This window comes from Psychrobacter raelei, from assembly GCF_022631235.3.
GTDB classification, from domain to species: domain Bacteria; phylum Pseudomonadota; class Gammaproteobacteria; order Pseudomonadales; family Moraxellaceae; genus Psychrobacter; species Psychrobacter raelei.
This window is the reverse complement of the sequence record NZ_CP093310.2, coordinates 372091-384997: the sequence shown is the minus strand read 5'-3', so window position 1 is coordinate 384997 and position 12907 is coordinate 372091. Positions and strand designations below refer to the sequence as shown.

The 12907-nt window shown below is 45.8% G+C and carries 12 protein-coding genes; 5 read left to right on the top strand and 7 right to left on the bottom strand.

What is annotated here, in order from left to right; all coding sequences use genetic code 11:
• Positions 1-158: 158 nt before the first annotated feature.
• From MN210_RS01570 to cmoA, 3 genes are read right to left on the bottom strand one after another with little or no spacing between them, the layout of a single operon-like run.
• Positions 159-734 (bottom strand): hypothetical protein, encoded by a 576-nt coding sequence (locus MN210_RS01570; protein WP_241879006.1) that lies wholly within the window; start codon positions 732-734, stop codon positions 159-161.
• A gap of 25 nt (positions 735-759) precedes the next feature.
• Positions 760-1326 carry a bifunctional adenosylcobinamide kinase/adenosylcobinamide-phosphate guanylyltransferase gene (locus MN210_RS01565; protein ID WP_241879005.1) on the bottom strand — a complete coding sequence of 189 codons (567 nt, stop codon included), beginning with the start codon at positions 1324-1326 and terminating at the stop codon, positions 760-762.
• A gap of 12 nt (positions 1327-1338) precedes the next feature.
• Positions 1339-2163, bottom strand: a complete 825-nt coding sequence (gene cmoA, locus MN210_RS01560) for a carboxy-S-adenosyl-L-methionine synthase CmoA (RefSeq protein ID WP_338412441.1) — start codon at positions 2161-2163, stop codon at positions 1339-1341.
• 138 nt (positions 2164-2301) lie between these two features.
• On the opposite strand from cmoA, the gene msrA reads away from it, so the two are divergent.
• The 4 genes from msrA (at position 2302) to MN210_RS01540 (ending at position 6447) form a co-directional block, all read left to right on the top strand.
• Entirely contained in the window at positions 2302-2829 is a 528-nt protein-coding gene (gene msrA, locus MN210_RS01555; protein ID WP_011959578.1) for a peptide-methionine (S)-S-oxide reductase MsrA, read from the top strand.
• A gap of 156 nt (positions 2830-2985) precedes the next feature.
• Entirely contained in the window at positions 2986-3678 is a 693-nt protein-coding gene (locus MN210_RS01550) for a class I SAM-dependent methyltransferase (RefSeq protein ID WP_338412440.1), read from the top strand.
• A 70-nt stretch (positions 3679-3748) separates the two neighbouring features.
• Positions 3749-4714: a D-hexose-6-phosphate mutarotase gene (locus MN210_RS01545; RefSeq protein WP_241879003.1), complete on the top strand. Its 966-nt coding sequence runs from the start codon at positions 3749-3751 to the stop codon at positions 4712-4714.
• 308 nt (positions 4715-5022) lie between these two features.
• Positions 5023-6447, top strand: coding sequence for a lytic murein transglycosylase (locus MN210_RS01540; protein ID WP_110816011.1), 1425 nt, complete (start codon positions 5023-5025; stop codon positions 6445-6447).
• A gap of 99 nt (positions 6448-6546) precedes the next feature.
• Here the strand turns inward: MN210_RS01540 and MN210_RS01535 are convergent, their stop codons facing one another.
• From MN210_RS01535 to MN210_RS01525, 3 genes are all read right to left on the bottom strand, one after another.
• Positions 6547-6837, bottom strand: a complete 291-nt coding sequence (locus MN210_RS01535) for a hypothetical protein (RefSeq protein WP_241879002.1) — start codon at positions 6835-6837, stop codon at positions 6547-6549.
• 203 nt (positions 6838-7040) lie between these two features.
• Positions 7041-8063 (bottom strand): glutamate racemase, encoded by a 1023-nt coding sequence (murI, locus tag MN210_RS01530; protein ID WP_338412439.1) that lies wholly within the window; start codon positions 8061-8063, stop codon positions 7041-7043.
• A gap of 72 nt (positions 8064-8135) precedes the next feature.
• On the bottom strand, positions 8136-8786 hold the full coding sequence (locus MN210_RS01525; protein WP_338412438.1) for a DUF1285 domain-containing protein: 651 nt from the start codon (positions 8784-8786) through the stop codon (positions 8136-8138).
• Between the two features lie 464 nt (positions 8787-9250).
• Between MN210_RS01525 and MN210_RS01520 the strand changes: the two genes are divergently transcribed.
• Positions 9251-10918, top strand: a complete 1668-nt coding sequence (locus MN210_RS01520; RefSeq protein ID WP_011959571.1) for an electron transfer flavoprotein-ubiquinone oxidoreductase — start codon at positions 9251-9253, stop codon at positions 10916-10918.
• Between the two features lie 109 nt (positions 10919-11027).
• On the opposite strand, the gene MN210_RS01515 is transcribed toward MN210_RS01520, so the two are convergent.
• Positions 11028-12536, bottom strand: coding sequence for an alanine/glycine:cation symporter family protein (locus MN210_RS01515; RefSeq protein WP_155586682.1), 1509 nt, complete (start codon positions 12534-12536; stop codon positions 11028-11030).
• Positions 12537-12907 lie beyond the last annotated feature (371 nt).

The following is a 12907-nucleotide window of genomic DNA, read 5'->3' as shown; positions in this document are numbered from 1 at the left end:
GTGTTTGTATGTTTAATTTGGCGTTATGTTTTTATATTTAGTAGTGAGCTTGGTAATGAAGGTCGCTATTATAAAGGGTAATGCGCTTAGGGTGAACTTTGAAAAAATTTTGGGCGAAAATATAAATGCAACCAATGGATAGAGTAGTGCTACTTAAATTAAATCTCCGTCGTTATGACATACCCTTTTATCTTCTCATCTTCACTACGCAAATCATCATATTCAAAACCACCTAAATCACATTTTTCTGCTTTAAAGACAATGTTACCAGACTCTAACCAATGCAATGCATTTTTAGTATCGTAAACAATATCGGGATAATAACTTTCAACAATATCGTTAACATCACCATGTGAATCCGAGGTTTGGGCATGCATAACCCAGAGCCCGTAACTCAAGCCTAGCTTCTGTAAAAACTCATATCCTATAAAATAAAACTCATATAACATTCGAATAGAGTGAATATAATCACCGTCTCTATTAATAATTGAATATAAGCATTCTTTTATTAAATCTGCTTCAAATTTATGAAAACCAACATATTTTGCAAAGCTAAGCTGAAATGCTTTAAGACTATACTCATGGCTATAATCAAAAGAAATCAGTTCAAGGTATAAGTCTGGATTTACAGACGCCAAATCCTCATTTTGATACATCCATTGCTCAAAGTCTTTTAGGCTCAACTTTCCGGTAATAACTTGATGAATCTTTTGTTCAAGTGAAAATGGCACCATATTATGACCTTATTTAATATACTTCTCACTTCAAAACCACAGGCAACCCTGACACCACCAAAGTCGCTTTATCCGCCACTTGTGCCAGATATTGATTAACCCAGCCTTGTAACGACACAAACTGTCGACTCTCCGCGGTGCTGGCATGTAAGCTCATACCAATCTCGTTGGAGATAATAAACAGTGTGGCCTTGTGTTGATTGGCAAAAGTGGCTAGAGAATCAATGTCTTGTTTGGCTAAAATCAAACACTTATCAACATCATAGTCATAATCCATCACATAATTGGTCAACCATAAAGTGACACAGTCGATAACTATAACGAGCGGTTGGTTATACTGCTTTAAATCAGACTTGTGCTGATTAAAATAGCGCTGTAATGCTTCTGTTAAATTCAAATCCGCTTCAATGGTCGTCCATTGACAGCTCGACTCTGCTCTGTCATGGACATGGCGCTGAACACGCTTGGCAAAATTCTCATCGAGTACCCGAGAAGTCGCCAGATAATAAGGCGTGGCGCTCACCTGCTCAGCTAAGCGCTCAGCATAACTGCTTTTGCCTGAGCGCTCGCCGCCGGTTATGTAGTGAATCACTTAAACGCCACCCTACTTAAACGCAATCATAGACGCAAAGTTTAAAAACTGGAACCAGGTCAAACTACGATTAAAGCCTACTTCTGCTAGACGCTGATGATGCTGATCTAAAGTGTCGGTAATTAATACATTTTCTAACGCATTACGTTTGCCGCTAATCTCAAGCTCGCTATACCCATTGGCACGCTTGAAGTCATAATAGCGCTCAACCAACCACGCATCATCTTGCTCATCGCCGGTGTGGGTCTTTTCAGTCAATACCAAGATACCACCGTCATTTAAGGCGTTATAAATGCTTTGCAGTACTTGGGTGCGGTCGGCAGGCGGCAAGAACTGCAAGGTTAGGTTTAATATCACCATGTCGCAAGGCTCAAGCTCAAATCCGCGAATATCAGCCGTAATGACTTCGATATCGTGCTCTGGATAGTTCTGTTGCAGCAATACCTCAGCTTTTTGAGTCATTGCCGGCGAGATGTCTACCGCTTTAATTTGTAGCTCTTCTTTGCCAAAGCCGCCTTTTTCATTCAGCAGTGCCATGGTGGCTCCGCCCAGCGAGCACCCAAGGTCATAGACTCGGCTGACCCGTTTGCCCTCAGCATTTACTTGGCCAGCCTGGCAATGACGCTTGGCAAAAATCGGCAACATTGCCAGCATTTGCCCGTATCCTGGTACACTGCGGCGAATCATATCAGGAAAACAGGCCACCACTTGCTCATCAAATGAAAAGCGCGCGGCCTTGTCTAACGGTGTGGTAAACACATTGTCATACACCACATTTTCTTCGACAAGGATATTGGACTGAGGGTGCTTAGCATCGACATCTGTTGTATTAGACATATCAAGTCTCTTATTCAATTTTGAACACACTGTATTATAACATTACTGTTTTTAACTTATCGGCTGATTGTATTTTGTTAGAATTAAGACCGAGCTCGTTAATAAGTGAATAAAATAAGCGAATAATAAGGACAAACCATGCAAACAATTATTTTAGGCGGCGGCTGCTTTTGGTGCACCGAGTCTGTTTTTCAGTCGGTAAAAGGGGTGCAAAAAGTCACCTCAGGCTATATGGGCGGCGAAGATGCCAACTTGGCCAATTATAAAGACGTCTGCTCTGGCACTACCGGACATATCGAAGTGGTGCGCGTTGATTTTGATGACACTATTGTGCCTTTAGAGGTGGTGTTAGATATCTTCTTTGCCACGCATGATCCTACCACTCGTGACCGTCAGGGCAATGACATCGGTAGTCAATATCGTTCAGTGGTTTTCTATACCGATGAAGAAACTCAAAAACCAACCATCGACCGTACCATCAATAAACTGCGTGACATGGGACTTGATATCGTCACTGAAGTGCACCCTGTTCATGAATTCCATGTGGCAGAAGACTATCATCAAGATTACTTTAATAAAAACCCAACGCAAGGCTATTGCCAAGCGGTTATTCCGCCTAAGTTAGGCAAACTACGTAAAGAATTTAAGCAATATATGGCCAAATAGGGCTGCGTGTTAACGCCTTTATGTTGAACACTGTTGCTGGCATCATGAATCATGGCGCCAGCATTTTTTTGTGAGTCAATATATAGATAATGGGTTATCATTAATCTCACTGTATTGTCTCACCACAAAAATACCTTTGTTACTAAGCGAGTCATTATGAATCCTGAATTTTGGCAAGAAAAATGGCAAAACCCGCAGCCAGGCTTTCATCAAGCAAAGCCAAACCAGCTTTTGGCCAGCTACTTTAAGTCTCTTAGCCTAGCTCCTGCCAGCCGTGTTTTTGTGCCTTTGTGTGGCAAGAGCATAGATATGCTTTGGCTGGCTGAGCAAGGCTATGATGTGATTGGCTCAGAGCTGATAGATAGCGCAGTACAGCAGTTTTTCTCAGAAAACAATATCGAGATGAGTATCACTAAGCATCCTAAAAATGAGTCTATGAATATCTATCAAGGCCAATATGCCGGACGACTGATCCAAATCTTTGCAGGGGATATCTTTGAGCTGAGCCCTACTGATGTGGGCACTATCGATGCCGTTTATGATAGAGCCGCTTTGGTGGCCATGCCCGATAAAGCGCCCACTCACTTGCGCCGTCAATACGTACAGCAAGTCATAAAGCTGACCCAAACTGCGCCGCAATTGCTGCTTAATTTTGCGCTGAATGCGCCAGCGATGGATGAGGCCACGCGTCTGAGCCGCCAGCAAGGTGGGCCGCCTTTTGTGGTATCAGATGACGCCATTTATGGTTACTATCAAGAGGCGTATCAGGTTGAGTTTTTAGGTCAAGATGCTTTTGAACCGACTGACCGCTTGATTAACCAAGCCTGGCGATTAATTAACCAATCGTAACCGGCCTATCTCCCTGCATTTATAGCGCCTCTCTCCCTGCATTTACCACAGACTTGATGACTCTCTACCTATGCCGCATACTATTTTGTCCAGCCCAGCCGCCACAGTTAAACGTATTAAAATTGGCGCACTAGATGCCCTAGATATCCGTGCTCCGGCGTATCAAGCGGTTGTATTACTGCAAGGTGCTCAGCTGATTTATTTTTCTAGCGGCAAGCTGCCCACAAAAGACTTTGAGCAATTAGCGCCGCAGCATGTTAGCGATAACTGGCTGTGGGTCAGCGCGCAGGCCCAATACGACACTCAAGATTCAGTGCGAGGCGGTGTGCCTCTATGTTGGCCGGTATTTGGGTTGTTTAGTGCCAATCCTGAAGCGGTTAAAACAAGCTTTAAAGATAGCCCGTATGATGTAACTCAGCATGGCTATGCCCGCACACAGATTTTTGATTTTGAGCGCTTTGGCAGTGAGATTGGTGATAGTAAGAGCTCAGAGCTGGTATTAACGCTGACAGGGTCTAGCTCGCCCAAGCTAGATTTGACAGTGACATTTAGCTTTAATGATCAGGGTGTTAACATTAAGCTGACCACCCAAAACCAAGAGGCGCATACTGTGCATTTCTCGCAGGCGCTGCATACCTATTTGCCCACTGCAGATATTACGCAAACGGTGATTGGTGGCTTTGATGGTGTCAATTATAGTGATACGCTACAGACAGATGCGACAAATGGTGGCTGGCAAACCAAGACCCAGCAAGGTGATATCAGCTTTGAGGGTGAAGTTGACCGTATCTATCACGGCGCGCCAGACATCACCCTCACCACCCCTACCCAGCGCTATCAGCTTATCGCTACAGGCAGCAATAGTACGGTTGTTTGGAATCCGTGGATCAAAAAGGCCAAGCAGGTCAGCCAATTTGCCGAGGATGACTACCTACGTATGCTGTGTATCGAGACCGCCAATGCCCATTTGGATGCCGTCACCTTGCAATCAGGCCAAACCCACAGCTTAAGCTTAAGCCTATCCCAAGCTCATTAGCCTGCCCACCTTAACCTCACCTTGTCCCGTCGTTTTGTTATGGTAACCAAACTGCTGTATACCTTTTATTTACGCTGTATTTTGGTTACCCTAACCTGGCGCTGTTTATAATCTTATAAACCATTTAAAAAGCCCATGCCTTAAGTTGGCTGGATTTGCTTACTCGTTTTTTATCAATGTGTTAATAAAACGGTTAATAACATAGCCCCCAATACTTAGGGTGCCTAACCTTACCGGATAGACTTTGGTCACTTAGGACACCCAACAAATATCTCATAACCCGTTACTTTATTTTAAGGAATTCCTTTATGCTGCGTACCCCTCTTGCTGCTACCTTGACCACGGCCCTTGGCATTTCTTTGGCGGCCACCTCAGCACACGCCGCCAAGCCGCCGGCCCCTAACTTATCAAATGCTGAATTTCAACAGTGCTTAAGTGGCCTAAAAAACTCAAGTACTTTTCGCGGCGTAAGCAGCTCAACTTTTGAAAACTATCGCCCCATCGAGCCGGATCCGAGTGTGATTGCTTCGTTAAACTATCAACCTGAGTTTCAAAAAGATGTGTGGGATTATCTGTCATCACTGGTGGATAAAGAGCGCGTTGAAGATGGTATTCGTGCCAAGCATGAGATGGCAGATACCTTACGCCGCATTGAGGCGCGTTACGGGGTGAAGCCTGAGCACGTGCTGGGCGTGTGGGGTGTCGAGTCAAACTTCGGTCAAACCTTAGGCAAAAAAGATCTGTTCCAGTCACTGGCTACTTTGTCTTGCTTTGACCGCCGTCAGTCTTATTTCCGCGGCGAATATGCCAATGCCCTAAAAATCGTACAACAAGGCGACATTCGTCCACAAGATATGACAGGCTCTTGGGCAGGCGCTTTTGGTCAGACTCAGTTTATGCCCGGTACTTTCCTTGATTTAGCGGTAGACTTCGATGGTGATGGCCGCCGAGACTTGGTCAACAGTAAGGCTGATGCGCTGGCATCAACTGCCAACTTCTTAGCCAAACGTGGCTACCGCAGCGGAGAGCCATGGGGTTATGAAGTAAAAATTCCACAAGGATTCTGGGGCAGCAATAGCCGCAAAGACAAAAAGTCTATGAGCTACTGGCGCGACAAAGGCTTCACGTTAGCCGATGGTCGTCCTCTACCTTATGACTTAAGCAGCGCAGGTTTACTGTTACCTGCCGGCCTAAATGGCCCTGCCTTCTTAGTGGGTAAGAACTTCGATACCTTCTACTCTTATAATGCTTCAGAGAACTATGCGTTAGCCATTGCCCACCTGTCTGATTTGATCACTAAAGAGGACAGCAGCAAGACCGACTTCATCACCGCTTGGCCGACCGATGACCCAGGCATCAGCCGTCAGCAAGCCAAAGACATTCAGCAAGCACTGCTTAATGCCGGTTATGACATTGGAGAGGTTGATGGCATCATCGGTGATAACACCCGTCTGGCCATTCAGCAATATCAGACCAGTAAAGGCGTATTCCCTGCCGATGGCCGTGCCGGTCAGAAGTTCTATCGCTTGATTATGGGCAATACTGGAGGTAGCGCCAATAACCCACGTCCGGCGTCAACCTACGCCTCATCCTCTTATCCGGCGCAGCCAAGCCAAGCGCCTAGTGCGACCAATGACAGCATCACCCGCTTAATTGAGCAGCAAGATGGCTATCGCCGTGAGCTTCAAAGTGATGGCACCATCCGTTTAATTAGAGTCGATAAAGGTCAATAAGCCCAAGGCCATACGTGAGTATTTAACTAAATACTGCCAACAATACCGCCAACAAAAAGCCATGCAATTGCATGGCTTTTTTTAAAATTATGTTGATGATTAAACGATAGGTGGCGGCGTCGGTTTACCGTTTTCACCATCCCAGTTTTCACGGGCTTTTTCATCTAAGTCTGCTGGGGTTTTGGGCTCCCACTTGCCGTTTTCTTTCCAAGTGGCATCTCCCCAGTCCTCTTCTTCTTCATCATCCCACGTTTTATAGTTCTCGCTTGGGTCAATACCACGGCGCTTCATATCAGCAATTTGCTCTTCTAGCGTGTGGCCGCCTTCTGCTTGATGTAGGACTTGTTCTAGATGATCGATTTCGTTTTTTAAATTGTCTTGGTTGCTCATAGTGTTGTCCTTAGACCTTGAGAGTCGCTTATTTTTAGATATTATTAGTTTAGATATTATTAGTTTAGATATTATTAGCATGGGATATGATGAAATTCTACTTTAAGCTTAGCGCAACTACAATGACAACACGTATACTTTATATTACTAATCCGAGGGTTTGGTAAAGCATGTGGTAAAACATAGGGTAAATGACGATCGCTTTACACCGGATAGATTAATCGCTGCACCATAGTTGATACCTGTGCCAAATCTGCTTTGGGGTCGGAGACGAAAAATGCCAGCTTGGGCACCGCTAAGCTTGACGCGTATTGCGGTTCTAAATCGCTAAGACGGTCTGTGTGACGTTGTGTGGTATGCCCCACAGACAGCCCTTGCATGCTGTGTAGGACAGATTGAGTGGGCAAAAGAAACTTATGGCCCAAGCGCGCAATACTGGATTCGGCCGCCGCTTGCTGCTGCAGCAAGGCTTTAACTCGGGCCGCAATGGCAGCACCTGAATCGACTACTTTAATATCCAGTCCTTGCTTGGCTACCTCAGCTAAAACAAACTCTCTAAAAAATGGATAATGGGTACAGCCCAGCACCAGATGATCAACTTGTTGCTGAGCAAACTGATACAGCTGCTGCTTTAATCGCATCGGCGTATCACTGTCCATGGGCATGCCCGCCTCGACCCAAGGCACCAATTCAGGATCAAACCATTTAATCACGGTCACTTGCGAGGGCCGCGCATACTCATCAATAACTGTATTTAATAGCGGCCCATCCAAGGTAGCCTTGGTGGCCAGTACCGCCACATTTTTGCTGGTACTATTTAATACGGCAGGCTTAAGTGCGGGAACCAACCCGACAATAGGTATGTGCGGGTATTTTTGCCGTGCCAAATGCAGCGCATGCGCCGACGCACTGTTGCAAGCAATCACTACCAGCTTACAGCCTGCAGCCACCAGCCAGTCAACTGCCGTCAGGCTTAGCTGCTGAATTTCACTGCTTGGCCGAGGCCCATAAGGCACATTTAAGGTGTCGGCATAATAAATAAAATGCTCTTGGGGCAGTGCCTGCTTCAGGTGCATATACACCGACAACCCCCCCACACCTGAGTCAAAGATCCCTATGGGCGCGGGGCCACTAACAGAAGGCGGCATCTGCGCCTTATCGTCATCGGCAGCCACTTTTTGACTGGCATCTTGGGATTGGTTGATAGCTACAGCTTGAGTTGTCATGGCCTAGGCTTACTACGCTAAAGGTACTTGAGCCGCTGCAGTCACCTCTACTGCGGCCCAAGTACACATAAGTTAATTGGCGACCGTCATCGAATAAGCGTTACCACCACTTTGTAGGATTAGGCTGGTTTGAGCGTCCTGCTCAGTCAGCTCTCCTAATTTCACCAGGTGCATTAACACCGTGCGTGACAGCAAACCCTTCATGCCAAAGCGCACCTCGATATAAGGGCGCTGCTCGCCTTGATACTCGCCCATTTGTAGGGGATGATCCTCATCTAAATGGACCACATCGCCGGTGCTGGTGATAAATTCTATGGTCTGAGTACCCTCTTGTTCGATGACATTGACTTCAGTGATTAAAAAAGGCACATCTTCTACCTTAATGCGCAGTTTTTCAACTGGAGTTTTTAAATAATACGCACTATTTTCGTCAGTCCCTTCTCGCCAAAGTACGGTGGAGAACAAGTCCACCAAGGATTGACGGCTAATTTTGCTGCCCTCATGCCACCACTCCCCATTGGCTTTAATCACCAAATCCATCTCGCCCACACGCTCAGGATGCCACTTATCCAGCGGCGGAATAGAGCGGCCACGGCGGTCTGTGACTTGATGTTTAAGATACTCCGAAAGCGAGTCTATACTGGCTTTGGCTAAAGTGCTGTTTGTCTCTGATTGGTTATCTGGGTTTGCCGTTATTTTTGGATTAGAACAAGACTGTGACATATTAGGCTACCTTTATTTGATAGTTATTATCTGTTATTTATTATCTGTTGTTGCTATCTATTGTTATCGGCGCTGATCATTTGTGTATTATTGACTCACTTGATACTAAGATTATGAAATTTTACTGATGAGTCAAACTGCCGTTAGCTTGACACAGACAGCTGTTACAAGGCCTATGCAGGCGACAGCGACATTTACTTTACCACGGCTGAGTCACAAATCGTGTCGTCTTTATCCAACTTTTATTTTATAATGGGTAACCAACTGCAACCCTTTTTTTATATTTCCGCCAGCCTAAGTCATAAGAACTTATTTTTATACCCGACTGTGGTCGCTTATTGGGATACAATTGGGTATATTTACAGGAGTTCAAACAAACATTTGCTAGCGATTAAATTAACATAATCCACACCAACTATAGGGTCTGGTGTTGGCATTATTGAGCCAGCTATAAGGAGTCTGAAATGCAAGATGAACAAATAGAACGTGAATCGATGGAGTTTGACGTTGTTATCGTTGGGGGTGGTCCCTCTGGGCTATCTGCCGCTATTCGCCTGCGTCAACTTGCGCTTGAAGCTGGCCTAGATGAATTTATGGTTTGTGTGGTAGAAAAAGGCTCTGAGTTCGGTGCTCACACTTTATCTGGCGCTGTGATTGAGCCTCGTGCTATTAACGAGCTTATCCCAGATTGGAAAGAAAAAGGCGCGCCTTTAAATGTTCCAGTGACCGAAGACCGTGTGTATTATCTCAATTCAGCCACCCGATCTATCAAGACACCGGACGCATTGATACCTGCGCCTATGCACAATGAAGGCAACTATATTGTGTCATTGGGCAACGTGGTACGCTGGCTGGCCGAACAAGCCGAAGAGCTTGAGGTTATGATGTTCCCAGGCTTTGCTGCCTCTGATATCTTGTATAACGATGATGGCTCAGTACGTGGTGTATTAACGGGTGATATGGGTGTGGCCGCTGATGGCTCACACAAGTCAGGCTATGAGCCAGGCTATGAGCTAAATGCCAAATACACCATCTTTGCTGAAGGCTGCCGTGGTCATTTAGGTAAGCGCCTTATTAGCCGCTTTGGCCTAGACAAAGACAGCGACCCACAGCATTATGGCATCGGTCTAAAAGAGCTTTGGGAAGTTGACCCAAGCAAGCACGAGCCAGGCGTGGTTATGCATGGTTTAGGATGGCCGTTAACTGAGACCGGCTCTACCGGTGGCTGGTGGTTGTACCATGATGAGAATAACCAAGTCAGCTTCGGTTTGGTGATCGACTTGGCCTACCACAACCCTTATATGTCGCCCTTTGATGAGATGCAGCGTCTAAAAACACACCCAGTGATTAAGCAGGTATTAGAAGGCGGTAAGCGTCTGTCTTATGGCGCGCGTGCATTGACCAAAGGTGGTCTCAACTCATTACCTAAGCTGACCTTCCCAGGCGGTGTCTTGGTCGGTGATGATGCCGGCTTCTTAAACCCTGCTAAGATTAAAGGCACGCACACCTCAATGAAGTCAGGCATGTTGGCTGCTGAAGCCATTTTTGCGGCGCTTCAATCTGGTCGTCAGCATGATGAAGTCGACAGCTACAGCAAGATGTACAAAGACTCTTGGTTGTATCAAGACAATCATGAAGCGCGCAACTTCTCGCCAGCTATTCACCGTATGGGTCCACTTATGGGCGGTGCATTCACCTTTATTGAGCACAACTTACTCAAAGGCAAAATGCCCTTTACCGTTCATGATACCACCCCTGATTACAAGGCGCTGGATAAAGCGGCACAAGCCTATAAGCCAGATTATCCAAAGCCTGATGGTAAGCTGACCTTCGATAAGCTGTCGTCTGTGTTTATTTCAAACACCAACCATGCTGAAGATCAGCCAAGCCACTTAAAGCTGACAGACCCAACGGTCCCCGTGACTGTCAACTTACCGATTTATGCTGAGCCGGCACAGCGTTACTGCCCAGCTGGCGTGTATGAAATCGTAAAAGACGCTGAAGGTGCTAAGTTCGTCATCAATGCCCAAAACTGTGTGCATTGTAAGACCTGTGATATCAAAGACCCCTCACAGAACATCACTTGGGTCGCACCAGAAGGTGGCGGTGGCCCCAACTACCCCAACATGTAATCCATCAAAATTAAGCATAAGCTATTGCTTTACCCTATCGCTAAAAAAACCCAGTCACTGACTGGGTTTTTTTGTAGCAAAATAGCGTGTCAATTAATTAATTGATGAGTTAATCCTTCCACGCATCACGGTTGGCTTCATCTTTTAACTTCACAAATTGATCTGGATCAAAGGTGATTTGATCAGGGGTCTTGCCCTCTTTTACCTGGCGCTCATAGTCACGTAATACGCGCAGTGCCACAGGTGATAAGATGATGATCGCCACCAAGTTGGTTAAGGCCATTAAACCCATAGATAAATCAGCAAAGTTCCAGATGGCAGGCAAGCTGGCCACTGAGCCAATAAATACCATGGCCAATACCATAAAGCGGAAAATCATAATCGCAGACTTAGCACTTTTTTCACCGGATATGAACTCTAAGTTTGACTCACCATAGCTGTAGTTGGCAATGATAGAGGTAAAGGCAAAGAAGAAAATAGCCACTGCAATAAAGTAAATACCTGAGTCGCCCACATATTGAGATAAGGCCAGCTGAGTGAGTTTAATACCTTCTTGCTCAACATTGGGATCATTCACAACGCCCGATAAGATAATAATCGATGCGGTAGCGGTACAAATAACCAAGGTATCGATAAACACACCCAGCATTTGCATAAAGCCTTGTACGGCAGGGTGATCAGGATGACTCTTGGCCGTTGCTGCTGCGTTTGGTGCAGAACCCATACCCGCCTCATTTGAGAACAGACCACGTTTGATACCGTTAATCATTGCTTGAGCGATACCATAGCCAAGTACCCCGCCAGCGGCTTGTTCTAAACCGAAGGCAGATTTGACGATTAGGGCAATGGCAGCTGGGAACTGACTAAAATTAGTCACAATAATAAACAGCGCCAATAGCACATATAAGATGGCCATTACTGGTACCACTTTACCTGCCACACGCGCCACTGAACGAAGACCACCGAAGACCACCGGTGCTACCAATACCACCAATACCAGACCAGTCAACCAGGTTGGTGCACCGAACGCTTGATGCGTGGCTTGAGCGATGGTGTTGGCTTGTACGCCATTGAAGGCCAGACCAAAGGCCACCAACAAACATAATGAGAAAAAGATCGCCATCCAGCGCTGACCCAAGCCTTTTTCGATATAGTAAGCTGGACCACCGCGGTATACATTATCATTGTGTGGCACTTTATAAGCCTGCGCCAAGGTCGATTCAATAAAGCTGGTCGACATCCCCAAAATTGCAGTAATCCACATCCAAAATACCGCACCTGGACCACCGATATAGACGGCAATGGCCACACCCGCTAAGTTACCCGTACCCACACGAGCAGCCAGTGAGGTCATTAAGGCTTCAAATGAGCTAATCCCCCCATCTTTACGGCCCTGACCTGAGCTACGCAGTAGATTCCACATATGACCAAACTGACGAAACTGTACAAATCGGGTGGCAATGGTAAAAAAGATACCGGCACCAATTAGAATAAAAATTAATAAACCATACCAGGGGTTGTCCATGATTAGCCAAGAGTCATTACCCCAGATAATCCCATTTCCCCAATTTACAAACGCATTAAAGCCTTCTGCGAAGACGTTCGTTGATTCCACCATAGCAATTCTCCTTGTGTCTAAACCCTCCAAGTGCTTAATGCAACTGGCTTTGGCTTGATTTTCTAATACTTAAAAAGCCAAGCAAAACCCAGGCACCAAGCTTTATTCAATATAGGCAAGGTTTAGAGCAATTAAGTGTGCTTAATTTTAATACATGATACGTGGAGACGCCGTTTGCATCGATTAAGACTCGCAAATGGGCTGGCGCCAACGCCCCCATCTCTAGATAATCAGATAGTGACTGCCAAGCCAAGTGTCAACTTGTACAGACAAGCCGGTCATTCTAAGAAAATGTCGAGCTGAGTACAACAAATACTGTGAAAAAACTAAACTTTAATTGAGAAGGCTTAGCTATTTTGAAGAATAAAATA